Genomic DNA, 26,246 nt, shown 5'->3' with positions numbered 1-26,246 from the left:
GAGAAGACCAGTTATGCACGGGCGCTGGCGATTGTTTCGTCATGCGGCCGGCCGCGAGGCCGGTCCGCCGGCGGTCGCCTATGTGGCGCTGTTCGCCCTTTGCCTTCTGGTCGGCCAGTGGAGCGTCGACGCCTATAAGGCGGTGATCGTCTGGCCGGCGAACGGGGTGTTGCTGGCCGCCTACCTGCAATTGCCGCGTCGCAAGGCGTTCGCCGTGCTGCTGCTCTGCCTGGGCCTGAACCTGGGCAGCACGGTGATGCGAGGGGACGGGCCGCCCTACGTCTGGCTCAATCCCCTGCTGAACCTGACCCAGGTGTTGATCGCCGGCGTGTTGGCGCGGCGACTTTGCGGCGCCGCCCTGGATCTGCGGCGTCCCCGCCGTCTTCTCACCTTTGCTCTCGGCGCGGCGGTTCCGGCGGTGCTTGTCACCAGTACGGCGTCGGTTCTGCTGGCGGTCTGGGTGCGCGGCTATTCGCCCGAGCTGGCCGTCTTCGTCTGGACGCACCTGGTCATGATGGAGACGCTGGGTCTGCTGGTCGTCACCCCCAGTCTGCTGTTCCTGGCGCGGGCGCATCGTTTCCGGGGCGAGACCGCCTCGCCCTGGCTGTCTCTCAGTCTCCTGGCGTTGACGGCGGTGGTGGTTTCCGCAGTGTTCCTGCAGTCGGGATCGCTGCTGTTTCTCATCTTTCCGCCCCTCATGCTGGCGGCCTATCTCCTGTCGCCGCCCTGGATGGCGGCGACCCTTCTCGCGGCGGCTGGCGTCAGCTGCATCCTGACCCTGGAAGGGCATGGGCCCGTGGCTGCGGCGCAGGTGTCCGAGGTGGCGGCGCTGGTCCATGTGCCGGGGCGGCTGCGGCAGATGTCGCTGTACCACGGCTTTCTTCTGGTCGCGGTTCTGTGCTCCCTGCCCCTCAGCGCCCTGATGGCCGAAAGGCGCGCGGCGGCGAAGCGGCTGGCCCAACGCACCGCCCTGGCGCTGGCGCAGCGGCGGCGAGCCGAGGCCGCCGCGGCCGCCAAGGCCCGCTTTCTGGCCCTCATGAGCCATGAGATGCGCACCCCGCTGAACGGGGTCAGCGGCTATGCCGACCTTCTGTCCCGGCGGGCGGGCCTGACGGACGAGGCGCGCGCCCAGGTCGTCGCCGTGCGCGATGCGGGCGAAGCCATGCTCAGGCTGGTGGAGGACGTGCTGGACGCCTCCGACGATGACGCCGCAGTGCGATCCGAGATCTTCCCCGTCGCGGCCCTCGTGCGCGAAGCTGGCGAATCCGCCGCCATGGCCGCTGAGGCCAAGGGGCTGGCCTTCGATCTCGACCTGGACGTGGATGAGGCGGTCAGGGGCAGAGGCGATCCTCATCGACTGGCGGCCGCCCTGCGTCACCTCCTGTCCAACGCCGTCGAATTCACCGACCAGGGACGCGTGGCCCTCAAGGCGCGCCTGGACGGCGGTCGGCTGACCCTGACGGTGCAGGACATGGGGCCGGGGATCGCGCCGGAGCTGGAGCCGGTGCTGTTCGACCTGTTCCAGTTGGGCGATGATTCCCTGAACCGTCGCCATGGCGGCGCGGGCCTGGGCCTGCCGGCCGCTCGGCGACACGCCAGGGCCATGGGCGGCGACGTGATCTTGAGCCGGACCTCGGCGCAGGGCTCCGTCTTCACCCTGACGGCGCAACTGGACTTGAGTGCGATTGAAACAGACGTCGAGAGCCCGGGCGGATTGACGGATGCGGCGTCGTCGCTTCGGGTTCTGGTGGTGGACGACCATCCGACCAATCGTCTGATGCTGCGGACCATGATGGAGGCGGCGGGCTGCGCCGTGGCGGAGGCCGTGGACGGACGCGACGCTGTCGGTCGGGCCGCCCTGGAGATCTTCGACCTGATTCTGATGGATGTGCGGATGCCGCGCCTGAACGGGCTGGAGGCGACGCAGATGATCCGCGACGGCGGCGCGGCCTCCGCGCAGGCGGTGGTTTTGGCGGTGACCGCCGACGCCATGCCCGAGGACGCCGCGCGATGCCTGGGCGTGGGCATGGACGGCCATCTGGCCAAGCCGGTCACCCATGATCGGCTTTACGCCGCCGTGGACCAGGCCTTCCGAGCCGCCCAGGCGCGTCTGGCCGCCTAGTCTATGGCCGCCTAGCCTTCCCAGCCGTCCTCGAAGGGGAAGCGTTCCGACCAGAAGGCCTGAAGCGCGGGCAGGGCGTCGACGCGGCGCACCACTTCGGCCATGCGGGGCGCCTCGGCGTAGAAGCGTCGCCGCTGCGGCGTCCAGCGGCTGGCGGTCGCGACATAGAGGTCCAGCACCGTCATCTCCTCGCCCAGCAGGAAGCGGCCCGGCGCGACCTGGGCGTCCATCATCCGCCAGCAATCGGCGATGCGGTCGATGGTGCGGCGCTGGATTTCGGTCTGGGCTTCAAGGTTGTCGCCGACAAGCCGCGCGGGTTCGTCGCGCACCCAGAACATCGAATAGATGGAGGCGGGGATGAAGCTCATCCAGCGCAGGAACTGCGCCCGACGCGGATCGTCGAGCGCGGGCGACAACCGCGCCTGTGGATGGGAATCGGCCAGCCAGATCAGGATGGCGGCGCTTTCGGTGATGATCTCGCCGCCGGGCGTGACCAGGGCCGGCACCTGGCGCATGGGATTGACCGCCGCCACCTTGTCTCGCTCGGCCTCGCCTTCCCAGGTCGGCGCCTCGACCACCCGATAGTCCTGTCCGATCAGCCGCAGCGTCGCTTCGACCGGAACCGAGCCTGACCCGGCTGCGCCGTAGAGTGTGAAAACCATCCCCATCTTCCTCCCCAGTTTCCTGTCATCGAAACACCATATCTAGCGGTCTGATGAAAAGTGATCGCTAGATGTGCGCATCTTCCCTTGTCCCCGCGCGCCGGCGGACGCATGGTGGAACGCACCTTCTCCGGATTCGCCTCAGGTCTTCTACGATGAACGCTCCCGCCACGATCATTCGTCCCGGCACGCCCGGCCTGCTAACCCCCTCGGCCGCCTACAAGCCCTTCCGCTACCCGTGGGCCTTCGACATGTGGAAGAAGCAGCAGCAGGTCCACTGGATGCCCGAGGAAGTCCCGATGGGCGAGGACGTCAAGGACTGGGCCGCCAATCTGAACGACGGCGAGCGCAACCTGCTGACCCAGATCTTCCGCTTCTTCACCCAGGCGGACATCGAGGTGCAGGACAACTACATGGAGCGCTACGGCCGGGTCTTCAAACCGACCGAGGTGAAGATGATGCTGGCCGCCTTCGCCAATATGGAGACCATCCATATCGCGGCCTATGCCTTGCTGCTCGAGACGATCGGGATGCCGGACAGCGAGTTCGGCGCCTTCATGGAATACGAGGCCATGAAGGACAAGCACGACTACATGGGCCAGTTCGGGGTCGACAGCGACGCCGACATCTGCCGCACCCTGGCCATGTTCGGGGGCTTCTCGGAAGGGCTGCAACTGTTCGCCAGCTTCGCCATGCTGATGAACTTCCCGCGCCAGTCCAAGATGAAGGGCATGGGCCAGATCGTGTCCTGGTCGGTGCGCGATGAAAGCCTGCACTGCGAAGGCATCATCAAGCTGTACCACGCCTTCAACAAGGAGACGGGCGCCGTCACCAAGGCCGTGGCCGACGACATCGTCGACTGCTGCAAGACGGTGATCGAGATGGAGGACAAGTTCATCGACCTGGCCTTCGAAATGGGCCCGGTGAACGGCATGACGCCGGACGACATCAAGGCCTACATCCGCTTCATCGCCGACTGGCGCCTGCGCCAGCTGAACCTGCCGGAAGTCTACGGCGTGACCGAGAACCCGCTGCCGTGGCTGCAGTCGCTGCTGTCGGGCGTGGAGCACGCCAACTTCTTCGAGGCGCGCGCTACCGAATACTCCAAGGCGGCGACGCAAGGGTCGTGGCACGGCGCCGACGGCGTCTGGGACAGCTTCGACAACATGATGAAGCGCCGCACGGAACCGGCCGAGGCCTGAACCCCGCGGTCACGCGATCAGGGGCGCCCCGACGAAAGGTCGGCGGCGCCCTTTTCTTTTCAAGCGTCTCAGTTCGGCGCCTGACGCCCCGCGTTGCAGCGCGCCGTATCGCCACGCTCGCAGGCGGCCACGGTGGCCCGCCAGTCGGCCATGTCGCGTTCATAGCGGGCTTGGGCTTCCTCGGCCGCGCGCAGTTCGGCCTCGTGTCGTTCCTGGGCGAGACGAGCGTCGGCCTGGGTCTGATCGACCTCGGCCTGCCAGCGGCGCTGGGCGTCGGCCTGAGCGGCCTGGTTGGCCCGGTCCTCGTTCTCGGCCAGGTCGTTCTGGGCGACGATCTCGGCGTTGAGGGCCTGGGTCTCACGCAGTTCCTGGGGGGTCTGGGCTGAATCCGGCGCGCGGTGATAGCGCTCGCCCTTGGCCAGCATCTCGGCCACGGGGTCCTTGGGCGCCGGGGGCGTGGCGCCCTGATTCTGGCTTTGGGCGTAGCTCGCGCCGGCGCTCAGGGCGAGCGCCAGCGCCGAAGGCAGCATCAACGCCGTCCAGACGCGCGAGGGGAGGGGGCGCGAAGGCGTGTGACGGATCATGAGGTCTCTCCTTTGCAGGGCGAGGATGCGAAAGGCCGCAAGCTTGGCGCTTCCGACGCTTGATGGAAACAACGTTCCGGAACGGGGAAGGCTGCGCCTGCGCCTCACTGCGGCAGCAGAAGCTCGAAGCGCGTGCCCTGGGGGCCGGTGTCCAGCAGGACCAGGGCGCCGCCGTGGTTGGCCGCCAGCTCGCGCGAGATGGTCAGGCCCAGGCCTGTGCCGTCGGCCCCGCCGCCGCTGACGAAGGGTTCGAACAGGCGGTCGGCCAGACGCGGCGGGATGCCGGGACCGTCGTCGCGCACGCCGATGGCGGCCATGCCGTCGCGAAGCTCGGCGCTGACGGTGATCGCGCCCTTGCCCTTGTTGAGGCCTCCGGCAGCGGACTCGATGGCCTGGCGGGCGTTGCGCATCAGATTGACGAGGATGCGGTGCAACTGATCCGGATCGGCGTTGACGGTGAAGCGAGCGGGCAGATCGCGCACCAGGCGCACGCCGTCGGGCTCCAGCCCAGCGTCCTCGGCGGCGGCGGCCACGGCGCGGGCCAGCAGCATCTTCTGAAGCTGGGGCGCTGGCTCCTCGGTCTTGCCGTAGGCCAGGACGTTGCGCGCCAGGGTCGAGGCGCGGCCCAGCGCCCGCTCCAACCGGGGCAGGGCGGTCGCCACCAGGGGATCGGACGAGGTCGACAGCCGCTCGGACGCCATCTGGGCCGAGGTCAGCATGTTGCGCAGATCGTGGTTGATCTTGGCCACCGCCTCGCCCAGCGCCGCCAGACGGGCGCGTGAGCGCAGGGACTGACGCACCTCCTCCTGCATCCGAGCCAGTTCGCGCTCGACCCGGCCGATCTCGTCCTTGCGGTCCGAGGGCGTTTCGGCCGGGCTTTCTGGATTGGCGGCGAAACGCTCGATCGAGCGGGTGACGCGGCGCAGGGGCTGCAGCACCAGCATCGACAGGGCGGCGTACAGCAGGCCGCCCGCCACCGCCGCGATCAGCAGCGACATCATCAGGCTGTTGACCAGGAAGCTCTCCAGCTCCTTCTTCAGCGGCTGGGCTGGGGCCAGGATCTCGATCAGGTCGCCCGAGCGATAGCGCGGCGCCGCCTGCACCCGCAGCGAGCGGTCGGGGTGGCCGAACAGGGTCTTCCACGGGTCCAGCAGCCGGGCGCCGACGCTGCGCTGGCGCAGGTCGATCAGTTCGGGCGCGCGCGGCAGGTTGGGGGCCTGCAGCAGAAGGCGCCGCACCCCCTGTTCGCCGATGACCACCGACTGCACCCCGCCGATGCTCAGCAACTGTTCAGCGGTGGAATCCTCGACGGCGGAATAGGGCAGGGCCTCGACCCCGACCGAGGCCAGTTCGGCCGCCTGCAGCCGGTCCATCAGCCACCGCTCCTGGAAGGAGGCGGCGCTGGGCACGATGATCAGGGCGGCGACCGCCAGGGTGAAGGCGACCGTCAGCAGCAGCAGTCGGCTGGACAGGCCGTCGGGCGCCCGCGGCTTCAGCCGCCGGCGCAGGGCGCTCCACCGGGCGGGCAGGGCCGCAGGCGTCCTGGCGTGCGTCGCCGGGGGCAGGGGCGTCTGCAGGTCGGTCGGAAGGGCCTCGCGCTCGGTCATGACGCCTCCGCGCGAGGGCGCGTGCGCAGCTTCTGGGCCAGCTTGAGCAGCAGGGGCAGCAGCATGGACAGGAAGGCGACTCCCATCAGAGGCCAGAAGAATTCCGCGAACAGGCTCCGAATGTCGGGATTCGGGTCCGTGACCAGAACGTCGTGCAGGCTGTCGCCGATCCAGCAATAGATGGTGTGGGCGGGCAACAGGCCGATGAAGGTGGCGATCACATAGGGCCGCAGCGGCGCCGCCATCACGCCGGCCGCCACATTGATCATGTGGAACGGCACGGTGACCACCAGCCGCGCGACCAGCACATACCAGAAGGTGTTCTTGTCCACCCCGGCGCAGACCTTGTTCAACAGGCCCGTATCGGCGGCGGCGCGGCGGCGCAGGGAATCGCCCAGGGCGGTGCGCCCCACATAGTAGACGGCCAGGGCGCCGACGGTGGCGGCGAAGGCGGTGGCGACGCCGCCGACCCACGGCCCGAACAGATAGCCCGCCGTCACGGTGATGAAGACCACCCCCGGCACCACGCTGGCCGTCAGCAGAGCGAAGACCAGCATCAGCGCGCCGAGCATCAACAGATAATGTCGGGCGGTCAGGGCCTCCAGCGCCGTTCCATGCTCGCGCAGGGTGTCCAGCGACAGATAGCGATTCCAGCCCATGCCGAAGATCAGGGCGACGGCGGCCAGCAGCACGGCCAGGGGCAGAAATCTTTTGACCCGGTCCAAGCCGCGCTCCGTCCTCTTCTTCCTGACATCCTTAGCGTATTTCCAGACGCCGTGCGCCCCTGTCGGCGATGTGGAAAAGCCGCTTCGGCGTTGACTCTCGTCCTGCCGCCGCTTATACGCCCGCCTCTCTCGCGGCTGACGCTTGTGTCTGTCGCCAACCCCAGTAACCCGGAGCCGACCGTGAAGCGGACCTATCAGCCGTCGCGACTCGTGCGCAAGCGCCGTCACGGCTTCCGTTCTCGGATGGCCACCAAGAACGGTCAAAAGATTGTCGCGCGTCGCCGCGCCAAGGGCCGCAAGCGCCTGACGGCCTGACGTCACGCGCCCATTTCCCTTCAGGGCGGGGCGCATGACCGATCTGATGAAAATCGATCGCCTGTTGCGGCGGCCCCAGTTTCTGGCGGCCGCCAAAGGCGTTTCCCAGGCCCGCGGCGCCGTGGTGGTCCAGCAGTTGGATCGCGCCGACGGCGACCCGACGGTGCGCCTGGGATTCACCGCCACCCGCAAGATCGGCGGCGCCGTGATCCGCAACCGCGCCAAGCGGCGCCTGCGCGAGGCCGCCCGCCTGCTGACCCCGCTGCACGGCCGGGCCGGGTGCGACTATGTATTCATCGCCCGGATGGGCACGGCGGACCGCGACTGGGACCGTTTGCTTGACGACGTGAAATCGGCCCTTACAAGGCTCGCAACCCCGCGCGCGGCTTCCGATATGGGAGACCGGGCCGCTTCGACCGCCCGCGTCGCCCCCGACCCGCGCCCCGCCGACCAGGACCGCTGATCCCGATGCAGAACCAGAATTCGCGCAACACCATCATCTTCTTCGTGTGCGCGGCCCTGATCATGGGCGTCTACTACTTCATGGTGATGCGCCCGCAGGCCGAGGCGCGTCGCCAGGCTCAGGTCGTCGCCGCCGAGCAGCAGAAGGCGCGCGAGGCTTCGGCCGACGCCGGTCTGACGCCGTCGAGCGCCGCGCCGGGCGTCTTCATCAAGGAGCGCGCCGAGGCCCTGGGCACGGTCGCGCGCGTGCCGATCCAGACCCCGACCCTGAAGGGCTCGCTGTCGCTGCAGGGCGCGCGCATCGACGACCTGTACCTGACCAACTACAAGGAAACGCTCGACAGGAATTCGCCCCGGTCGAGCTGTTCCGCCCGCAGGGCATGGAGCACGCCTATTTCGCCCAGTTCGGCTGGAGCGGCCCGAACGTCCCCGGCGGCGTGCCCGGCCCCAACACCGTCTGGCGCCTGACCCAGGGTTCGACCCTGACGCCGACCACCCCGGTCGAGCTGACCTGGGACAACGGCTCGGGCCTGCGCTTCACCCGCGTCGTCTCGATCGACGACCAGTATATGTTCACGGTCAAGGACACGGTGGCCAACCTGGGAACCCAGGCCATCGCCATCGCTCCCTACGGCCGCGTCGAGCGCCAGGGCGTGCCGGTCGACCTGGGCAAGCAGATGATCCTGCACGAGGGCGCGATCGGCGCCTTCGGTTCGGACGGCAAGTTCACCACCGAACAGGTCAAGTACAAGGACTGGGCCAAGAAGCCGCGCATCGAGAAGGACTCGACCGGCGGCTGGCTGGGCATCACCGACAAATACTGGCTGGCGGCCCTGATCCCGACCCAGGACGAGGCCATCGAAGGCCGCTTCTCGGTGCGCGACGCCGACGGGATGAACATCCACGAAGCCGCCATGCTGGGGGCCACCCACACCATCCAGCCGGGCCGCCAGATCGAGGAGACCCAGCGTCTGTTCGCCGGCGCCAAGCGCGCCGAGGTGCTGAAGGGCTATGAGGAATCGCTGGGCCTGCCGCGCTTCGTCTACGCCATCGACTGGGGCATGTTCTGGTTCCTGACGCGTCCGATCTTCACGGTGGTGGAGTTCTTCTACGGCGTTCTGGGCAACTTCGGCCTGGCCATTCTGGCCCTGACGGTCGTGGTCAAGCTGATCCTCTTCCCGCTGGCCAACAAGTCCTATGAGAGCCTGTCCAAGATGCGGACCCTCCAGCCCAAGATGGAGGAGATCAAGAAGAAGCACGGCTCCGATCCGCAGAAGCAGCAGCAGGAGATGATGGCCCTCTATCAGCGGGAGAAGATCAATCCGCTGGCGGGCTGTCTGCCGATGGTGGTGCAGATCCCGGTCTTCTACGCCCTGTACAAGGTGCTGTTCGTGACCATCGAAATGCGTCACGCGCCCTTCTTCGGCTGGATCCGCGACCTGTCGGCGCGCGACCCTTCGACGATCTGGAACCTGTTCGGCGCCGTGCCGTGGGACCCGGCCACCCTGCCGATCCTCGGCGGCATCCTGAACGGCCCGCTGCACCTGGGCGTCCTGCCGCTCGTCTACGGCTTCACCATGTGGCTGCAGATGGCGATGAACCCGCCGGCGCAGGACCCGATGCAGCGTCAGATTTTCGCCCTGATGCCGATCGTCTTCACCTTCATCATGGCCCCGTTCGCGGCCGGCCTGCTGATCTACTGGGCGTGGAACAACGTGCTGTCGATCATCCAGCAGTATGTGATCATGCATCGCTTCGGCGCCGAGAACCCGATCGACAGCTTCATCGCCCGCTTCAAGAAGGCCTAATCGGTTGGACGCTTCGGACGAGCCCAAGGTCGGAGAATACTCGGACGCCGAGGTCGAGGCGGCGCGCATCCTGTTCGCGCGCCCCGCGACCTTCATCATGGGCTGCGCCAAGATCGAGCAGCTGCCGACGCCGGACCTGCCCGAGATCGCCTTCGCCGGCCGCTCCAACGTCGGCAAGTCCAGCCTGATCAACGGGCTGGTGGGGATGCACAAGCTGGCGCGCGCCTCGAACGAGCCGGGCCGCACGCGCGAGGTGAACTTCTTCGACCTGGACGGGCGGATGCGCCTGGTCGACCTGCCCGGCTACGGTTGGGCCAAGGCGTCCAAGACCACGGTCAAGAAGTTCCAGGATCTGGGCCGCGACTATCTGCGCGGCCGGGTGACGCTGAAGCGCGTCTATCTGCTGATCGACGCCCGCCACGGCCTGAAGAAGGTGGACGACGAGGCCCTGGATGCGCTGGACCTGTCGGCCGTCTCCTACCAGATCGTCCTGACCAAGGCCGACAAGCTGAAGAAGGGCGAGGCGGAGAAGGTCCAGGCGGCGACGCTGAAAGCCATCTCCAAACGCCCGGCGGCCTATCCGCATGTCGCCGTCACCTCCTCGGAAAAGGGCTTCGGCCTGCCCGAGCTGCGCGCGGAGATCATGCGCACCACCGGCGTCGTTCTCGACTGAATCTCACGTTGGCGTGAACCGTTAAGCCAGACCTGCGTTGTCCCCTCGGTTCTTAACGAGAGGGGAGCGCTCCATGCGTTCAGCGATCATCGGCGGCGTCGCCGTCGCCTGCCTGCTGGGTCTGTCGGCCTGCGGAAACAACAACAAGGCCGAAAGCCCGGCCGCCGACGGGGCCGAGACCGCCTCGACGGCTCCTGCGGCGACGCTCGACGCGCCCAAGCCGGGCCTGTGGCGCGTGTCCACCGCCATGGAAGGCATGCCGGGCGGCGCAGCCATCGCGCCCCAGGAAGTCTGCATCAAGGAAGCCAAGCTGGAGGCTCCGGCCAACACCCAGCAGCCGGGCGCCGATTGCACCACCCAGCCCTTCACGCGCCAGGGCGACGCCATGGTCGCGACGTCGACCTGCACCCTGCCGGGCAATATGAAGGCCGACTCCACCATCCGCGTGACCGGCGACTTCAACAGCCGCTACGTCACCGAGGTCACCACCAAGATGGACCCCGCGCCGACGCCGCAGATGGCCCAGACCAAGGTCACCATGACGGCCGAGCGCATCGGCGACTGCCCCGCCGCCTGATCGCGGCCTGCCGGATAACGACATGATCGTCACGGCCGGTATGGCGTCGCTGAAAAGCGGCCCCATATCGGTCGGATGATCCCTCTGTCCATTCTCGACCTCGCCCCCGTGCCGGAAGGCTCCGACGTGGGCCAGGCGCTCGCCAACACCATCGATCTGGCCCGCCACGCCGAGAGGCTGGGCTACAACCGCTACTGGCTGGCCGAGCATCACAACATGCCGGGCATCGCCAGCGCCGCGACCTCCGTCGTCATCGGCGCGGTGGCGGCGGCGACGAAGACCATCCGCGTCGGCGCCGGCGGAGTCATGCTGCCCAACCACGCCCCCCTGGTCATCGCCGAACAGTTCGGCACCCTTAACGCCCTTCATCCCGGCCGGATCGACCTGGGCCTCGGTCGTGCGCCCGGATCGGATCAGGCGACGGCGCGCGCCTTGCGCCGCACGCTTCAGGGCGACCACGACGCCTTCCCGCAGGACGTGATGGAGCTGATGCAGTGGTTTGCGCCCGCCACGCCGGATCAGCGCATCATCGCCAATCCGGGCGAGGGTCAGGCCGTGCCGATCTGGATTCTCGGCTCCTCGACCTACGGCGCTCAGCTGGCGGCGCATCTGGGCCTGCCCTACGCCTTCGCCAGCCATTTCGCACCGGGCGAGATGATGCGGGCCCTCGACATCTATCGCCAGACCTTCCGCCCGTCGCCGTATCTCGAGAAGCCCTATGTCATGCTGGGCTACAACGCCTTCGTGGCCGAGACGGATGAGGCGGCGCGCCTGCTGTTCACCTCGGTCCAGCAAGCCTTCGTCAACCTGAGGACCGGTCGCCCCGGCAAGCTGCCGCCGCCGGTCGAGGGCTATTACGAGCGGCTGGACGGCGCGGCGCGCGGCATGATCGACGCCGCCCTGGCCTGCTCGGCGGTAGGCGCGCCAGCGACGGCCAAGGCCGCCCTCGACGCCTTCATCGCCCAGACCGACGCCGACGAGCTGATGCTCACCAGCCAAATCTGGGACCCGCCCGCCCGCGTGCGATCGATCGAACTGCTGGCGGGGGCGACGGGACTGGCGGCTGCCTAACGCTCGCTTTCGGGCGCCTGGAACAGCAGGGGCGAGGCGACGCTCTCGGCGTCCAGATGACGCCAGGCTGCGCCCAGGCGGATGGCGTCGGCCAGGTCCTGCGGGGATATGGGCTCGGCCTCCGTCAGACGCTGGCGCAGCCCGGCGCAGGCCGCCAGCACGGCGGCGGCGCGCCGCACCTCGGGGACCGACGATCGGGCGCCCAGGCCGTCCAGAGACGCGAAGCGCCACCCCTCATCGGGCGGGGCCGCCTGGATGAGCGCCCATTTCTCGGCGGGGGAAAGGCGGTCGGACAATCGCTCCCAGACGCCGTCGTCGCCCCGTCGGCGATACTGGCCCGGTTGAGCGGGCAGGCCGTGCCGACCATAGACCTCGCACGCGGCCGCCTCGATGGCGGCGACCTCCGCCAGCAGACTTTCCACGCCGTCCATAGGCGCCTCTCGAGGGGCGACGGCGCGCGGGTCGCCTCGGTCGTCGCGACGGCGTCCGAAGCGACCCAGCATGAGCCTTAGCGGCTCAGCGTGCTGGTGACCGAGACGTCGTAGACCACGCGGGTGATGCTCTGGACCACCTCGAAGAATTTGCGCATCTCGGCCGCGCCGGCGCGCGGCGTGTAGAGGAGGTCGTCGGGCTGCATCTGGAAGTTGCTGGCGATGAAGAAGCCCTCGCCCTCGGTCAGGTTCAGGCGATAGACCACCGGCACGCCGCGTGAGGTCGCGGGTTGCTGGATGCCCAGCGCCTGGGCCACTTCCGGCCGCTCGAAGCGGAAGACCAGCACCGACTTGGCGTCGGCCAGGTTGGAGTCCAGCCCGCCGACGCCGCTGAGGGCCTCGGCCAGGGTCAGCGGACCGGGCGGCAGTTCGCTGCGCGCCACGGCGTTGAAGGCGCCGAAGGAGCTGAACCGGCGCGGTTGATAGACCAGGTTCACCTGATCGCCGCGCTGCAGGCGGACGTTCTCGTTGAACTCGGTCGTGACGATCGACATCGGGGCCGTATAGGTGCGGCCCTGGCGCTGGATCTGGACATTGACGTCATAGATGGAACGCGAAGAGCCGCCGGCGGCGGCGATGATGTCCAGGATGCGGTCATGGTTGGCCGACAGAGGCTGGCGGCCGGGGTTGCGCACCTCGCCCAGCACGGTCACGGCGTTGGAGGTATTGCCCGCCACGGTGACGATCACCTGGGGATTGGCGACCTTGCCGACCAGGGCGCGACGCACGGCCGCCGAGGCCTGTTCCGGGGTCAGTCCCTCGACCCGGACGTCTCCGGCGAAAGGCACGGGCACGGCGCCGTTGCGATTCACCACCAGGGGCGGAAGGGTCTGATTGCCAGACGCCGCGGGCGCCGTGGCGCTGCCGCCGCCGAACAGGGAGCCGCCGGGCTCGAAGATGCTGACGGCCAGGGTGTCGCCGATGCCGATCACATCGGTGGGGGCCTCGCTGGAGGCCAGGGCCAGACTGCTGAACGAGGGGGGCGGCGCGGCCTTCAGGCGTTCGCTCAGCTCGAAGTCCAGATTGACCAGGGCGTAGTCGCCTGCACGCTCGGGCGAGGCGGCGCTCCCGACCACGTTGCGGCCCGACGGTCCGTCGCGCGGCAGGGTGGAGCAGCCCGCGAGCAGGGCGACGATCATCAGGCTGGCGGCGGTTCTGGTCATGACGGCCCTATTGCAGTTTGATCAGTTGCTTACTCGCAGGGCGTCCGCGCCGCCAGAGGGCGGCAGCACCTGTTGCTCCACGACTTCGAAATGCCGTTCCCACGTCGGAGCGGAATAGGACGGGGCCACGGGCGCGGTGCGTGTCCATTCCTCCAGGGCGGTTAGCCAGCCCAGGCCGTCCAGCGGATCGATCAGGCGGGCGTGCGGCACCAGTTCGCGGTGGGCGGCGATGTCCGAGGCGATCAGGGGAATTCCCATGGCGCTGGCCTCGACGGCGGGCAGGTCGAAGCCTTCGGTCGACGAGGGCGCGACCACGGCGCGGGCTCCCCGCATCAGGGCCGACAGGGCGCAGTCGGGCAGGTTCTCGGCCTGATGGACCAGGCCCTGCAGATTAGGCGAGCGCTGCAGCAGATCGAGCACCGCTTCATTCTCCCAGCCGTAGCGTCCGACCAGGACCAGACGCGGGGCCTCGGCGCCCATCCTTTCCTGCAGGCGACGCCACACCGTCAGCAGGAAGGCGAGATTCTTGCGGGCCTCGATGGTGCCGACATGGACGAAATAGGGATGGGCGGCTCCGACCACGACGCTGCCGTTCAGGGTGCGCTCCAGGCCCAGGTGGGCGACATCGACTGGCGGCGACGTCAGGCCGGATCGTCCGGCGAAGGCCAGAAGCTCATCGGCCGTGTGCTGGGAGTTGACGATGATCCTTGAGGCGTGGCGAAGAACATTCACCACCCGGCGCTCATGCTTGGTCCGGTCGCCCGGTCGGCAGAACTCGGGATGGGTGATGGGAATCAGGTCGTGCACCATGACGACCCGTTCGATGTTTCCAGCGTCCAGGGCGGTCAGGATATCCGGCGTGTTCAGGCTGGTGTGGCCGACATTGACATAGGCTCGGGCGGCCGGCGGCGCCTTGACGCTGCGGGTGCGGAAATACTGCTTCCAGACGCGGCGCTTGATCCGCTTGGGCGGAGCGTCCTCGTCGGGTACGCGGCCGAGGATGGACGCCCCGTTGTCCGAAGAGCGTAGGGCGGCGAACAGGCGCTGGGCCTCGGGGCTCAACTCGCTGACCCTGCCCGGGCCGGTCCAGCGTGCGCGCAGTTCGGCGATCCGGTCGCGGAACCACTCATCATCGACGCGCGCCAACTGATCATGACGCGCCCGAACCGGCACCATGCGATAAACGGGATGCTCGATCAGCCATTCTGCATAGGCCAGGCAGACGCGATCCACACCGGTCGGTGCGCTTCGCTCCGTGCGGCTGAGCAGTCGGCTGGCGTCGAACAGGATATCCTCAGGCATCAGGACACATAGCCCGCCTGCATCAGTTCGGCGATATGGATGATGGCGACCGGACGGCGTTCCTCGATAACGAACAGATTGCTGATCTTGTTCGCCGTCAGCAGATCGACCACGTCGCTCATCCGCGCTTCCGGATCGACGACGATTGGACTACGGCTCATGATGTCCGCAGCGCGCAGGGTCGAGATGTCGTTGGCGAAAGCTCGGCGCACATCGCCGTCGGTGATAATGCCGGCCAAAGCTCCGTCCGGCGCCAAGACGGCGACCGCTCCTTTACGCCCCTGAGTGATCGCCGAGACCACCGCGCTGAAGTCCGCGTCCAGCGGCACGCTGGCTGGGGCGGCGGCGTTGTCGCCCATCCATTCGCGCACGGTCTGCAGGCTCATGCCCAGGGCCCCGCCCGGATGGTGCAGGCCGAAATCCTCGCGCGTGAAGCCGCGACGGTCCATCAGCACCATGGCCAGGGCGTCGCCGATGGCCAGGTTCATCAGCGTCGAGGTCGTCGGCGCCAGGCCGTTGGGGCAGGCCTCGGCCACCTTGGGCATGGTCAGGCAGACGTCCGAATGGCGGCCCAGGAAGCTCTGGGGCCTCTGGGTGACGCCGATCACCGGAATGTCGTTGCGGGCGCAGAAGAGCAGCGGATCGCGCAATTCGCGGCTTTCGCCCGAGTTGGAGATGGCCAGAAGCGTCGTGTCGGGGCGCAGCATCCCCAGGTCGCCATGGCTCATCTCGGCCGGGTGAACGAAGAAGGAATTGGTTCCGGTGGAGGCCAGGGTGGCGGCGATCTTGCCGCCGATATGGCCCGACTTGCCCATGCCCGTCACCACGACATAGCCGGGACGCGACAGGATGACGTCGGCGGCGCGCGCGATGGAGGAGTCCAGCGAACGCTCCAGCGCCTCCAGCGCCTCTATGTTCAGGCGTACGACTTCGCGCGCCCGATCGGACATGGCGGTCAATTGTTCCGGAGAGGAGGGGGCGGAAAAAGCAGTCATGACGGCTCCAGACGCCAGGGCCGCTTCGGCGGCTCTTCATAGCGCAGTGGCAAATGCCTCATTCGCGAGTTCGATACAATGGCGCCGTCGCGGGTGAATGGTCGATGAATAAATGACAACCAAAGCGACCCTCATGCGTTGCAATACGTCCTGGGGATAGAAAAAGAATCTTGAGACGTATGTCATCACCACAGGGGCTCGCCTGCCCTCGACTGCCCGCGCCGCCTGCCCGACTGGCCGAGGCTGCGCTTTTTCTCGATCTGGACGGGGTGCTGGCGCCCCTGGCGCCGACGCCCGACGCCGTGGGGCCGGAGCCGCGTCGCACCCGCACCCTCACGCAATTGACACAGGCCCTGGGCGGGCGGGTCGCCGTCGTCAGCGGCCGCACCCTGGCGGAGATCGACCGCATCGTCGACGGCGCGGCGAGCGCGGCGTCCGGGGTGCATGGGTTGGAGCGGCGCCGCGCCGACGGCGCCCTGAGCGCGCGGGCTCCGGCGCCTTCGGTGCGGACCGCCGTGGCCGCCTTTGAGGATTTCGCCCAGAGTCGCCCCGGAGTGATTGTCGAGGACAAGGGGCTGTCGGCCGGGCTGCATTTCCGTCAGGCTCCGAACGAGGCGGCTGCGGCCCTGACCCTCGCGACAGCCCTGGCGGATCAGACCGGCCTGACGCTTCAGCCGGGCTCCATGGTGCTGGAGCTCAAGACCCCCGGCGCGGACAAGGGCGTCGCGGTCGCGGCCTTCATGACCGAGCCGCCCTTCAACGGCGCCACGCCTGTCATGGTGGGGGACGACCTGACCGACGAGGCGGGCTTTCGGGCGGCCGAGGCGCTGGGCGGTTTCGGCGTCCTGGTGGGGCCCGAGCGGCCCACCGCCGCCCGCTACAGGCTGGAGAATGTGGAGGCGGTGCTCGACTGGCTCGGCGCCCTGGCCTCCTCCGCCGCAGAGGAGAAGGAGGCGCGCGCATGACGCCCAACCTGGATCTGGCGCCCATCGGCAACTGTTCGGTCAGCGCCCTGATCGACCGTCAGGGGCGGTTTGTCTGGGCCTGCGCCCCGCGCATCGACGGCGATCCTGTCTTCTCCGCCCTGATGGACGGCGCCGCCCCCGAGCACGGCTTCTGGGCGATCGAACTGGAAGGCCAGGTCTCCGTCGAGCAGGAATACGTCCGCAACACCGCCGTCCTGCGGACGGTGCTGACGGCGGCGGACGGCGCCGCGATGGAGATCATCGACTTCTGCCCGCGCCACCTGAAGCATTCGCGTATCTACCGCCCGGTGGCCTTCGCGCGCGTGGTGCGTCCGCTGGTCGGAACGCCGCGCGTCACCATACGCCTGCGCCCTTCGGCCGACTGGGGCGCGAGCCGCGCTCAGCATACCTCGGGCTCCAACCACATCCGCTATCTGTGCAGCGATGTGACCCTGCGGCTGACCACCAACTGCCCGGTCAGCCATGTGCTGAACGAGCGGACCTTCCGTCTGGAGGAGGAGATGGCCTTCTTCCTGGGGCCGGATGAAGGTTATGACCAATCGGTCCTGGCCGGCGTCAACGCCGCCCTGGACCTGACCATTGCGCACTGGAAGCACTGGACCAGGACCCTCTACCTGCCTCTGGACTGGCAGGAAGCGGTGATCCGCGCCGCCATCGCCCTGAAGCTGTGCGTCTATGAAGAGACCGGCGCCATCGTCGCCGCGATGACCACCTCCGTGCCGGAATTCCCCGAAAGCGGGCGCAACTGGGACTATCGCTACTGCTGGATCCGCGACGCCTACTATACGGTGCGGGCGCTCAACCGGCTGGGCGCGGTGGACATCCTGGAGAGCTACCTCGGCTACCTGCGCAATCTGGTCGACGCCTCTGCGGGAGGGCATGTCCAGCCGGTCTATGGGGTAGGGCTGGAGCCGGCCATCGTCGAGCGTATCGTCGACAGCGTCGAAGGCTATCGCGGCATGAAGCCGGTGCGCGTCGGCAATCAGGCGCACGAGCATCTTCAGCACGACGTCTACGGCCAGATCGTCCTGCCCTTGGTCCAGGCCTTCTTCGATCATCGCCTGCTGCGTCCCGGCACGATCGAGGACTTCCGCGCCCTGGAGAAGGTCGGCGAGCGCGCCTTCGCCATGCACGATCAGGTCGACGCCGGATTGTGGGAGTTCCGCACCATCGCCCGGGTTCATACCTATTCCTCGGTCATGTGTTGGGCGGCCTGCGATCGCCTGGCGCGGGCGGCGCATCATCTGGGTCTGGACGACCGCTGCGAGCTGTGGCGCGAGCGGGCGCGCATCATCCGCGAGCGCATCGAAGCCGAAGCCTACTTGCCCGACGAAGGCCGTTTCGCCGCCAGCTTCGGCGGGACGGAGCTGGACGCCGCCCTTCTGCAGATGACGGACCTTGGCTTCCTCGACGCCCACGATCCGCGTCAGGTGAAGACCTTCGAGGCGGTCGAGCGCGATCTGAAGCGCGGTCCCTACCTGTTCCGCTACGCCCACGCGGACGACTTCGGCGAGCCGGAGACCGCCTTCAACTTCTGCACCTTCTGGTACATTGAGGCCCTGGCCCTGAACGGCCGAGTCGAGGAGGCGCGCGTCATCTTCGAGGAGATGCTCAGCCGCCGCACCCATGCGGGCCTGCTCAGCGAGGACATCTCGATCCAGGACGGCGAGCTGTGGGGCAACTACCCGCAGACCTATTCCCTGGTCGGGATCATCAACTGCGCGGTCCTGCTCAGTCGCTCGTGGACGGACGCCCGATGAGCCGCCTGATCGTCGTCTCGAACCGCGTCTCGGCGCCCAAGGACCCCGCGGCGGGTTCCGCCGGAGGCCTGGCCATGGCCCTGTCGGCGGCGCTGCGGAAGTATGAGGGGCTGTGGTTCGGCTGGTCCGGCGAGACGGTTGAGCATTTCACCGGCGAACTGAATGTCGAGGACCGGGCCGGCGTGACGGTCGCCACCGTCGACCTGGAGCCTCAGGACGTCGACGAATACTACAACGGCTACGCCAACAAGACGTTGTGGCCCCTGTTTCATCACCGGGTCGACCTGACGGCTTATGAACGGTCCTACGGCGAGGGCTACGAGCGGACCAACCGGCGCTTCGCCGAGGTGCTCGAGCCGCTGCTCAAGCCTGACGACGTCATCTGGATTCACGATTACCACATGATTCCCATGGCGCGGGATCTGCGGCGGCTGGGCGTGAAGAACCGCATCGGCTTCTTCCTGCACACGCCCTGGCCCGCGCGTCAGTTGCTGGTGACGCTGCCGCATCACCGTCGGCTGGTGGAATCCATGTTCGACTTCGACCTGCTGGGTTTCCAGACGCGCGAATGGCTGGGGCTGTTCCAGCGCTATGTCGAGGTCGAGGCGCGCGGCCGGGTGCTGGACGACGGCCGCCTCGAAGCCTTCGGCCGCAGCGTCCGGGCCGGGGTCTTCCCCATCGGCATCGATGTGGACGGCTTTCTGGCGGCGCGCGATTCTCCGCTGGGACAACGGACCTATGACCGGATGGCGGCCTCGGCTGTTTTTCGCTCGGTGATCGTGGGGGTTGATCGGCTGGACTACTCCAAGGGGCTGGAGCAGCGCCTGCTAGGCTATGAGCAGTTCCTGGAGGACAACCCCGACCAGCGCGGTCAGGTTTTCCTGCTGCAGGTCACGCCCATTTCGCGCGATGAGGTGGATACGTATCAGGACATGCGGGTGCGGCTGGAGGCTCTGGCGGGACGGGTCAACGGCGCCTACGCCGAAATGGACTGGCAGCCGGTCCGCTATCTGAACCGCACCTTTCGCCGCGACCAACTGGCGGGCCTCTATCGCGCGGCGCGGGTCGGACTGGTGACGCCTCTGCGCGACGGTATGAATCTGGTGGCCAAGGAATATGTGGCGGCTCAGGACCCGGATGATCCGGGCGTCCTCATCCTGTCGCGCTTCGCGGGCGCGGCCGAACAGATGGGCGAGGCGCTCCTGGTCAATCCTTTCAGCCGCGAAGAGTTGTCCGAGGCGATCCAGAAGGCTCTCACCATGCCCTTGTCGGAACGCATCCGAAAGTGGAAGGCGCTGATGCAGGTCGTGCGGGACACAGACGTCGCGCGCTGGCGCGATGACTATGTCCGGGCCTTGCTGGCGACTTGAGTGATCTCGAAACGACGTCTTGATCATCTCATATTGTAAACTCGATGCGGGCTTGATGTTTCAAAATGACCAGGTTTCGGGGACTTGGGCGGCGATGAAGGCATTATGTGTTGAAACGGCGCCACAGTGGACACATTCAGCGCCCAAATGGGGAACCGCTGCACTGCAATACCGTTCGGCTTTCGAGCGCCTTCGCGGTAACGCATGGGCTTTCGGATCAACCAAGAGTGTGAGGACACCATGAAGCTGAAACTTCTGGCCAGTGTCGCTGCCGCGGGGCTGTTCGCAGCCGGTGCTGCATCGGCGGAGCCCGATGGCTGGTACGGCGCGATCGACGCTGGCTACCACATCATCGACGACATCAACACCGAAGCGTCGGCGACCGGCCACAACTGGAACTGGGAAGTCAACGACGGCTGGGCGGCGTTCGCTCGCCTGGGCTACCGTTTCAACCCGAACTGGCGCGTTGAACTCGAAGGCGGCTACCGCTCGGGCGACATCGGTCGCGTGCGCGCCGTCTCGGGCCCGAACGGCCTGTGCAACATGACCCCGGCCACCGGCCCGTGCCACTCGCCGGAAGGCGACATCACGTCGACGACGCTGATGGCCAACGTCCTGTACGACTTCGGTTCGCCGGACTGGACCATCCGTCCGTTCGTCGGCCTGGGCGTGGGCGTGAACCGCGTCAACACCGACACCGCCGGCCGTCTGCGCCAGAACCCGGGCGTCGCCTTCACCGCCGACGACAGCTCGACCAAGTTCGCCGCTCAGGCGATCGCCGGTCTGGCCTGGGCCGTGTCGGACCGCGCCAACATCGACCTGACGTACCGTTACCTGACGGGCGACATGGAGTTCGACACCAACCAGTCGGCCGCTCCGGCCTTCGGGACGCTGTCGGGCGACTACGACCAGTCGCACACCGTGACGCTGGGCCTGCGCTATGCGTTCGGCGCCGAGCCGGTGGCCCCGCCGCCGCCGCCGCCGCCGCCGCCCCCGCCGCCGCCGCCTCCTCCGCCGCCGCCTCCGCCGCCTCCGCCGCCTCCGGCCAAGCCGGCTGCGCGTCAGTTCGTGGTCTACTTCGACTTCGACCGTTCGGACCTGACGGCGGAAGCCCGCTCGGTGGTGACGCAAGCCGCCAACTACGCCAAGTCGGGCGCTCCGACGCGCGTGCTGGTGGTCGGCCACACCGACACTTCGGGCAACGCGGCCTACAACATGGGCCTGTCGAACCGCCGTGCGCGCACCGTGGCTGACGCCCTGGTCGCTCAAGGCGTCAACGGCGGCGTGATCTCGCTGGACGGCAAGGGCGAGACCCAGCTGGCCAAGCCGACCGCCGACGGCGTGCGCGAGCCGCTGAACCGTCGCGCCACCGTCGACATCAACTTCTAAGCCCTGAGGGGGCCGGTCGCGATCGGTCCCCGAAGGCTGTGTTGATGAGGGTTAAGGCCGCCGAGCTCCGTCGGGTTCGGCGGCCTTGATTCAATAGCTTAGGCCCCATTTCGCCTTGCCAAGACGTCGGCCTGGCTATTAATAGGGCCTGCCTTCGAGAGATATCAGCGTTTGCTCGCGCCCTTTGACCCCGACCAGTCCGAGCTAAGTCTTCAGATCTCAGTGGATCTGACGGGCCGTCGCTTTCTTATCGTGTCCGCGCCCTTCGGTGGTTTCGGACGCGCGTTGGCGCGCGCCATCGAGTCGCGCGGCGGCGAGGTGCGACGCATGTTGTTCAATGCGGGCGACGTGTCGAACTGGGGGCGTTCCGGCGGCTTGGCGTTCCGCGAGAAGGCGGAGCTCTGGCCTGAACGGCTGTCCGCCCTCTCCGCCGAGTTCACCGACATTATCGTGTTCGGAGAAGGCGGCCCCTACAATCAGGGCGTGCTCAGCCAGGCGGATCGCTTGAAAGCGCGTGTCTGGGTGCTCGAAAATGGGTATTTCCGACCCGACTGGATCACCCTGGAGCGCAACGGCGTCAACGCTTCCAGCGCCTTACCGCGCTCGGCTGCAGGCTATCCGCCGCCGCCGCCGGAATTGCCGGTGTCCCGACCTGTCGGCAGAATCCTGCCGCATCATGTCATCAACATCAGTCTCTATCATGCGGTTCAGCCGCTGGGGCGGCTGCTGTTTCCCCAGTACCGCCATCACTATTCGGCCTCGCCCTGGCGTCAGTGCCTGGGTCACGTGCGCCGCTATCTTGAGTTGGGCCTGCGCCCCCGAGGCGCCAGCGACGCCGGGCGCCTGAGGGCCAAGGGCCCCTTCTTCATCGCCTGTCTGCAGCGCGACGGCGACGCGCAACTGCTGCGCTATTCCGACATTCACGACAACCTGTCCTTCCTGGCGCAGGTGATGGACAGCTTCGCCGCCAGCGCGCCGGCAGGCAGCCGCCTCGTGGTCAAGAATCATCCGCTTGATCCGGGCATCATCAACCTGGCGCGCGAGACGCGTCGGATGGCCGAGGCGCGCAGTCTGCAGGACCGCGTCGACTTCATCGACGGCGGCAACCTGGCTCAGCTCTGCCGCGCTTCGCAGGGCATGGTGGTCAACAATTCCAGCGCCGCCCTGTCGGCTCTGGGCTTCGGTACGCCGGTCAAGGTGCTGGGGCAGGCCTTCTTCGATTTCGAAGGGCTGGCGGATCAACAGTCGCTGGACGGTTTCTGGCGGGCGCCGCAGCCGGCCGATCTCAAACTGTTCGCGGCGTTCCGCGCTTATGTGATCAATCGCACCCAGATCAACGGCAACTATCATGAGCCGCGCGCCATGATCGCCACGGCCGAACGCGTGGCCGACGCCTTGGAGACCCGGCTGGCCTAGATCGCCGAACGGCTGTTTCCGGGTGTGGCTCTCAGGCCACCCTTTGGCGCTGTCATGATTCTGTCATCTAGCTGTCGCCCGAGCGTCGGATGGCGGGCTTAAAGCCGCCCCATCAATGACCGCGCTGATCGTCGTTCTGGCATCCGCGTCGAAAGGGATCACAGCACCAATGTTGAACCGCAACCTCGCCTATGGGGTTTCCGCCGCAGCCATCCTGCTGGCGACTTCCAGCGCCGCCTTCGCCCAGGAAACCACGGGCGGCATTCGGGGCGTGATCACGGACGCGGCGGGCGCGCCGGTCGCTAACACGGCTGTCGTCGTCACTCACATTCCGTCGGGCACCAGCACCACGACGGTGACCAATGAAGACGGTCTCTACACGGCCCGCAACCTGCGCGTGGGCGGCCCGTACGCCGTGACCGTGGTTGTCGACGGCCAGACCGAGACGGCGCAGCTGGGTAGCGTCGGCATCGGCGCTCCGACGGTCTTCGATGTCACCGTCTCGGCCGTCGCGGCCGATACGGACGCGACGGAAGTCGCCGAGGTGGTCGTGCGCGGGGTCCGCGCCGTCCGCACTTCGCCGACGGCTCGCCTGAATCTGGAAGATATTGAGACGCTGCCTTCGATCAGCCGCGACATCAAGGACATCGTGCGCACGACGCCGTTCGCCACGGTGGATCCGACGAACAACGACGCCCTTTCGATCGGCGGCCAGAACACTCGCTACAACGCGATGCTGATCGACGGCATCAAGCAGGGCGACGACTTCGGTCTGAACGGCAACGGCTATCCGACCCTTCGCTCGCCGATCTCGCGTTCGGTGCTTCAAGCGGTGAGCGTCGACGTCGCTCCCTATGGCGTGCAGTACGGCAGCTTCACCGGCGGCGTGATCAACTCGGTCACCAAGTCGGGCGGCAACGAGTTCCACGGCGAAGCCTTCTGGGAAGTCACCAACGACAGCCTGCGCGGCGACAGCTTCAGCTACAAGGATTTCGTCTCGGGCGAGCGTCAGAACCGCTCCTTGACCGGCGAGTTTGAAGAAAAGACCTGGGGCGCCACTCTCAGCGGCCCGATCATCAAGGACCGTCTGTTCTTCCTGCTGAACTACGAAAAATATGAATCGACCCAGCCGGTCCTGTCGGGTCCGGAAGGTTCGGGCGCCGTCAACCAGGTGCCGGGCATCACCCAGGCCCAGGTCGATCAGGTCCGCGATATCGCCAAGCGCATCTACGGTTATGATCCGCTCGACTGGTCGGCCGACGCCCTGACGGTTCAGGACGAGAAATACTTCGCCAAGCTGGACTGGAATATCAACGACCAGCACCGCGCGGTCTTCTCGTACCAGCAGACCAAGGGTAGCGATCTGCGCCTGAACAACACGGTCACCAGCGGCAATTATGTCAGCGTCGGCCTGCTGTCGTCGGCCTATCAGATCGACCAGAACCTGACGGCCTACAAGGCCCAGCTGTTCTCGGACTGGACCGACACCTTCTCGACCGAGTTCTCGATCAGCCGCAAGGAAACCGAGAACCTGTCGAACGGCCTCGGCGGCAACGACTTCGCCGCCATGCAGGTCTATCTGGATGACCCGACCGGCCCGAACACCGGCGTGCGCCGCTCGATCCGTTTCGGGCCTGAGCGTTCGCGTCATGCCAACATGCTGACGGTCGACACGATGCAGTACCGCCTGGTCGGCAACTGGGAAGCCGGCTTCGGTCACCGCTTCACTGGCGGTTACGAGCGTGAAGAGCAGGACATCTTCAACCTGTTCGTCCAGGTCGCGAACGCTGAGTACGAGTTCGCGTCGCTCGCCGATTTCGAAGACCGCAAGGCTGCTTCGGTCGGCTACACCAACGCCGCGAGCAACAACAAGAACGACGGCGGCGCCAGCTTCAGCTACGCGCTGAACACCCTGTTCCTGCAGGACGAGTGGTCGGTCAGCCCCAACCTGACCCTGACGGCGGGCCTGCGCTACGACTGGTACACCTCGGATGATAAGCCGAAGTACAACCAGGCTTTCTATGACCGCTTTGGCTTCGGCAACGACACCAACCTGGACGGCATCAGCATCCTGCAGCCGCGCTTCGGCTTCAACTGGCGCCCGGATCCCAGCCTGACCGTCTACGGCGGCTTCGGTCGCTTCCAGGGCGGTTCGCCCAACGTCTGGATCTCGAACTCCTATTCGAACCCCGGCAACCTGACGGGCTCGTTCCAGTGCAAGACGGCCGCTGACTACCAGTCGCAGTTCGCCGGCGGCTTCGGCGTCTGCCCGGACGGTTCCTATCTGACCAACGTCGATGGTTTGAACCCGAACCAGCAGCTCAAAGACAAGGTCACCGAAAGCGCCGAACTGGGCACCGGCAACATCAACTTGATCAGCCCGGCGTTCAAGACGCCGTCGATCTGGAAGACCTCGCTGGGCGTCAACAAGATCTTCGATCTGAGCCGCTTCAACATGGGCGCAGGCTGGAGCGTGACCGCCGAGTACGTCCACTCGGAACTGGAAAACGCCATTGGCTGGGTCGACCTCAGCATGGCCGAAACCCAGAACGGCACGGCTCCGGACGGACGTCCGACCTTTGACCCGAATCCGGTTCGTCGCGGCCAGCAGGTGCTGATGCTGACGAACCTGAACGGCGGCAAGACCGACCAGTTCGCCATCGGCCTGGACAAGGCTTGGTACGAAGGCTGGCTGAACGGCGCGGGCTTCAACCTGTCCTACACCTATCTGGACAGCACGGATCGCTCGCCGGCCACGTCGTCGACGGCCAGCTCCAACTTCGGCAACATCGCCCTGTCGGACCCGAATGACCCGACCCTGGCGACCTCGAACTATGAGATCGAGCACGCGCTGAAGCTGAACCTGACCTACGCGCGGGCCTTCTTCGGCGACTACCGCACGCGCTTCAATCTGTACGCTCAGCGCCGTTCGGGCCTGCCCTACAGCTACACCTTCGGCTCCAGCCCGGCGATGTATGGCGAGTATGTCTCGACCCAGCGTCAACTGCTGTACGTGCCGACGGCGGACTCGTCGGGCAACGTCACGGCGACCAGCGATCCGCTGGTCACCTATGGTCCGAACTTCAACGTCGGCGCCTTCAACGACTTCCTGCACTCGACGGGTCTGATCAAGTACGCCGGGGAAATCTCGCCGCGGAACGCCTTCAACTCGCCGTATGTGACGACGGTCGACCTGCACATTTCGCAGGAACTGCCCGCCTTCTTCCCGGGCGGCGCCAAGCTTGAGGGCTACCTCGACGTCAAGAATCTGGGCAACCTGATCAACGACGAGTGGGGCACGATCCAACAGATCGGCTTCCCCTACACCTCGAACAACGTTGCGGCCTCGATCGTGGACGGCAAGTACAACTTCACGGGCTTCACGCCGCGTAGCGCGACCACCTTCGGCACCGAGTCGGTGTGGCAGGTAAAGGTCGGCGTCCGCTACCGTTTCTAAGCGACGCATCTATTGAGACAGGGAAGGGCGGTCCGGCGACGGGCCGCCCTTTCTTCTTTTGGCTTAGGGCGAACTCCGCCTTGCCGCCATTGAACCCAGGGGCGTCAGG

At 67.1% G+C, this 26,246-nt stretch carries 21 protein-coding genes and 1 pseudogene; 14 read left to right on the top strand and 8 right to left on the bottom strand.

The window, feature by feature from the left end:
• Window positions 1–13 precede the first annotated feature (13 nt).
• Window positions 14–2,122 (top strand): response regulator, encoded by a 2,109-nt coding sequence (locus AC52GN_RS13545; RefSeq protein WP_496527427.1) that lies wholly within the window; start codon window positions 14–16, stop codon window positions 2,120–2,122.
• Window positions 2,123–2,133: 11 nt separating this feature from the next.
• On the opposite strand, the gene AC52GN_RS13540 is transcribed toward AC52GN_RS13545, so the two are convergent.
• A complete protein-coding gene (locus tag AC52GN_RS13540; RefSeq protein ID WP_496527426.1) occupies window positions 2,134–2,790 on the bottom strand; it encodes a glutathione S-transferase family protein in 657 nt (218 codons plus the stop codon).
• 149 nt (window positions 2,791–2,939) lie between these two features.
• Here AC52GN_RS13540 and AC52GN_RS13535 point away from each other — a divergent pair, with 149 nt between their 5' ends.
• Complete coding sequence (locus AC52GN_RS13535) at window positions 2,940–3,986, top strand: ribonucleotide-diphosphate reductase subunit beta (protein WP_312218584.1); 1,047 nt, start codon at window positions 2,940–2,942, stop codon at window positions 3,984–3,986.
• A gap of 68 nt (window positions 3,987–4,054) precedes the next feature.
• Here the strand turns inward: AC52GN_RS13535 and AC52GN_RS13530 are convergent, their stop codons facing one another.
• From AC52GN_RS13530 to AC52GN_RS13520, 3 genes are all read right to left on the bottom strand, one after another.
• Window positions 4,055–4,570: a cell wall hydrolase gene (locus AC52GN_RS13530; protein WP_496527425.1), complete on the bottom strand. Its 516-nt coding sequence runs from the start codon at window positions 4,568–4,570 to the stop codon at window positions 4,055–4,057.
• Window positions 4,571–4,674: 104 nt separating this feature from the next.
• Window positions 4,675–6,177, bottom strand: coding sequence for a sensor histidine kinase (locus AC52GN_RS13525; protein ID WP_496527424.1), 1,503 nt, complete (start codon window positions 6,175–6,177; stop codon window positions 4,675–4,677).
• Window positions 6,174–6,902, bottom strand: a complete 729-nt coding sequence (locus AC52GN_RS13520; RefSeq protein ID WP_496527423.1) for a TVP38/TMEM64 family protein — start codon at window positions 6,900–6,902, stop codon at window positions 6,174–6,176. The genes AC52GN_RS13525 and AC52GN_RS13520 overlap by 4 nt, the downstream gene beginning before the upstream one ends.
• A gap of 180 nt (window positions 6,903–7,082) precedes the next feature.
• On the opposite strand from AC52GN_RS13520, the gene rpmH reads away from it, so the two are divergent.
• The 6 genes and pseudogenes from rpmH to AC52GN_RS13490 all read left to right on the top strand — a co-directional run bounded on the left by rpmH (window position 7,083) and on the right by AC52GN_RS13490 (window position 11,808).
• Window positions 7,083–7,217: a 50S ribosomal protein L34 gene (rpmH, locus tag AC52GN_RS13515; RefSeq protein ID WP_003164000.1), complete on the top strand. Its 135-nt coding sequence runs from the start codon at window positions 7,083–7,085 to the stop codon at window positions 7,215–7,217.
• A 34-nt stretch (window positions 7,218–7,251) separates the two neighbouring features.
• On the top strand, window positions 7,252–7,680 hold the full coding sequence (gene rnpA / locus AC52GN_RS13510) for a ribonuclease P protein component (RefSeq protein ID WP_346486145.1): 429 nt from the start codon (window positions 7,252–7,254) through the stop codon (window positions 7,678–7,680).
• Window positions 7,681–7,685: 5 nt separating this feature from the next.
• Window positions 7,686–9,487, top strand: a pseudogene (gene yidC, locus AC52GN_RS13505) (membrane protein insertase YidC).
• A gap of 4 nt (window positions 9,488–9,491) precedes the next feature.
• Window positions 9,492–10,160, top strand: a complete 669-nt coding sequence (yihA, locus tag AC52GN_RS13500; protein WP_312218592.1) for a ribosome biogenesis GTP-binding protein YihA/YsxC — start codon at window positions 9,492–9,494, stop codon at window positions 10,158–10,160.
• A gap of 73 nt (window positions 10,161–10,233) precedes the next feature.
• Window positions 10,234–10,737, top strand: coding sequence for a DUF3617 domain-containing protein (locus AC52GN_RS13495; protein ID WP_496527422.1), 504 nt, complete (start codon window positions 10,234–10,236; stop codon window positions 10,735–10,737).
• A gap of 75 nt (window positions 10,738–10,812) precedes the next feature.
• Window positions 10,813–11,808, top strand: a complete 996-nt coding sequence (locus tag AC52GN_RS13490; protein ID WP_346486143.1) for an LLM class flavin-dependent oxidoreductase — start codon at window positions 10,813–10,815, stop codon at window positions 11,806–11,808.
• On the opposite strand, the gene AC52GN_RS13485 is transcribed toward AC52GN_RS13490, so the two are convergent.
• The 4 genes from AC52GN_RS13485 to AC52GN_RS13470 are packed head-to-tail and all read right to left on the bottom strand — an operon-like array spanning window position 11,805 to window position 15,759.
• Window positions 11,805–12,311, bottom strand: coding sequence for a hypothetical protein (locus AC52GN_RS13485; RefSeq protein WP_496527421.1), 507 nt, complete (start codon window positions 12,309–12,311; stop codon window positions 11,805–11,807). The two genes, AC52GN_RS13490 and AC52GN_RS13485, sit on opposite strands and share 4 nt — an antisense overlap.
• Window positions 12,312–12,316: 5 nt before the next feature.
• Window positions 12,317–13,462, bottom strand: a complete 1,146-nt coding sequence (locus AC52GN_RS13480; RefSeq protein ID WP_346519874.1) for a polysaccharide biosynthesis/export family protein — start codon at window positions 13,460–13,462, stop codon at window positions 12,317–12,319.
• Between the two features lie 21 nt (window positions 13,463–13,483).
• Window positions 13,484–14,764, bottom strand: a complete 1,281-nt coding sequence (locus AC52GN_RS13475; RefSeq protein WP_496527420.1) for a glycosyltransferase family 4 protein — start codon at window positions 14,762–14,764, stop codon at window positions 13,484–13,486.
• Window positions 14,764–15,759 (bottom strand): KpsF/GutQ family sugar-phosphate isomerase, encoded by a 996-nt coding sequence (locus AC52GN_RS13470; RefSeq protein ID WP_496527419.1) that lies wholly within the window; start codon window positions 15,757–15,759, stop codon window positions 14,764–14,766. The genes AC52GN_RS13475 and AC52GN_RS13470 overlap by 1 nt, the downstream gene beginning before the upstream one ends.
• A gap of 179 nt (window positions 15,760–15,938) precedes the next feature.
• Between AC52GN_RS13470 and otsB the strand changes: the two genes are divergently transcribed.
• The 6 genes from otsB (at window position 15,939) to AC52GN_RS13440 (ending at window position 26,137) form a co-directional block, all read left to right on the top strand.
• Window positions 15,939–16,724 (top strand): trehalose-phosphatase, encoded by a 786-nt coding sequence (gene otsB / locus AC52GN_RS13465; RefSeq protein WP_452111072.1) that lies wholly within the window; start codon window positions 15,939–15,941, stop codon window positions 16,722–16,724.
• Window positions 16,721–18,505: a glycoside hydrolase family 15 protein gene (locus tag AC52GN_RS13460; RefSeq protein ID WP_291782983.1), complete on the top strand. Its 1,785-nt coding sequence runs from the start codon at window positions 16,721–16,723 to the stop codon at window positions 18,503–18,505. The genes otsB and AC52GN_RS13460 overlap by 4 nt, the downstream gene beginning before the upstream one ends.
• On the top strand, window positions 18,502–19,875 hold the full coding sequence (locus tag AC52GN_RS13455; RefSeq protein ID WP_496527418.1) for an alpha,alpha-trehalose-phosphate synthase (UDP-forming): 1,374 nt from the start codon (window positions 18,502–18,504) through the stop codon (window positions 19,873–19,875). Before AC52GN_RS13460 ends, AC52GN_RS13455 begins: the two co-directional genes overlap by 4 nt.
• Before the next feature lie 240 nt (window positions 19,876–20,115).
• Complete coding sequence (locus AC52GN_RS13450) at window positions 20,116–21,264, top strand: outer membrane beta-barrel protein (protein ID WP_496527417.1); 1,149 nt, start codon at window positions 20,116–20,118, stop codon at window positions 21,262–21,264.
• Window positions 21,265–21,549: 285 nt separating this feature from the next.
• Window positions 21,550–22,680, top strand: a complete 1,131-nt coding sequence (locus AC52GN_RS13445; RefSeq protein ID WP_496527416.1) for a capsular polysaccharide export protein, LipB/KpsS family — start codon at window positions 21,550–21,552, stop codon at window positions 22,678–22,680.
• A gap of 169 nt (window positions 22,681–22,849) precedes the next feature.
• Window positions 22,850–26,137: a TonB-dependent receptor gene (locus tag AC52GN_RS13440; RefSeq protein WP_496527415.1), complete on the top strand. Its 3,288-nt coding sequence runs from the start codon at window positions 22,850–22,852 to the stop codon at window positions 26,135–26,137.
• The last annotated feature ends 109 nt before the right edge of the window (window positions 26,138–26,246 follow it).

The sequence above is a fragment of the Brevundimonas sp. SS2672 genome, assembly GCF_059579685.1.
The sequence above is the reverse complement of the archived record's forward strand: the minus strand, read 5'-3'. Positions and strand labels throughout refer to the sequence as shown.

Coding starts and splice junctions, on each gene's coding strand:
- AC52GN_RS13545 (WP_496527427.1), top strand. CDS start 14: ATGCACGGGCGCTGGCGATTGTTTCGTCATGCGGCCGGCCGCGAGGCC.
- AC52GN_RS13540 (WP_496527426.1), bottom strand. CDS start 2,790: ATGGGGATGGTTTTCACACTCTACGGCGCAGCCGGGTCAGGCTCGGTT.
- AC52GN_RS13535 (WP_312218584.1), top strand. CDS start 2,940: ATGAACGCTCCCGCCACGATCATTCGTCCCGGCACGCCCGGCCTGCTA.
- AC52GN_RS13530 (WP_496527425.1), bottom strand. CDS start 4,570: ATGATCCGTCACACGCCTTCGCGCCCCCTCCCCTCGCGCGTCTGGACG.
- AC52GN_RS13525 (WP_496527424.1), bottom strand. CDS start 6,177: ATGACCGAGCGCGAGGCCCTTCCGACCGACCTGCAGACGCCCCTGCCC.
- rnpA (WP_346486145.1), top strand. CDS start 7,252: ATGACCGATCTGATGAAAATCGATCGCCTGTTGCGGCGGCCCCAGTTT.
- AC52GN_RS13495 (WP_496527422.1), top strand. CDS start 10,234: ATGCGTTCAGCGATCATCGGCGGCGTCGCCGTCGCCTGCCTGCTGGGT.
- AC52GN_RS13490 (WP_346486143.1), top strand. CDS start 10,813: ATGATCCCTCTGTCCATTCTCGACCTCGCCCCCGTGCCGGAAGGCTCC.
- AC52GN_RS13485 (WP_496527421.1), bottom strand. CDS start 12,311: ATGCTGGGTCGCTTCGGACGCCGTCGCGACGACCGAGGCGACCCGCGC.
- AC52GN_RS13480 (WP_346519874.1), bottom strand. CDS start 13,462: ATGACCAGAACCGCCGCCAGCCTGATGATCGTCGCCCTGCTCGCGGGC.
- AC52GN_RS13475 (WP_496527420.1), bottom strand. CDS start 14,764: ATGCCTGAGGATATCCTGTTCGACGCCAGCCGACTGCTCAGCCGCACG.
- AC52GN_RS13470 (WP_496527419.1), bottom strand. CDS start 15,759: ATGACTGCTTTTTCCGCCCCCTCCTCTCCGGAACAATTGACCGCCATG.
- otsB (WP_452111072.1), top strand. CDS start 15,939: ATGTCATCACCACAGGGGCTCGCCTGCCCTCGACTGCCCGCGCCGCCT.
- AC52GN_RS13460 (WP_291782983.1), top strand. CDS start 16,721: ATGACGCCCAACCTGGATCTGGCGCCCATCGGCAACTGTTCGGTCAGC.
- AC52GN_RS13455 (WP_496527418.1), top strand. CDS start 18,502: ATGAGCCGCCTGATCGTCGTCTCGAACCGCGTCTCGGCGCCCAAGGAC.
- AC52GN_RS13450 (WP_496527417.1), top strand. CDS start 20,116: ATGAAGCTGAAACTTCTGGCCAGTGTCGCTGCCGCGGGGCTGTTCGCA.
- AC52GN_RS13440 (WP_496527415.1), top strand. CDS start 22,850: ATGTTGAACCGCAACCTCGCCTATGGGGTTTCCGCCGCAGCCATCCTG.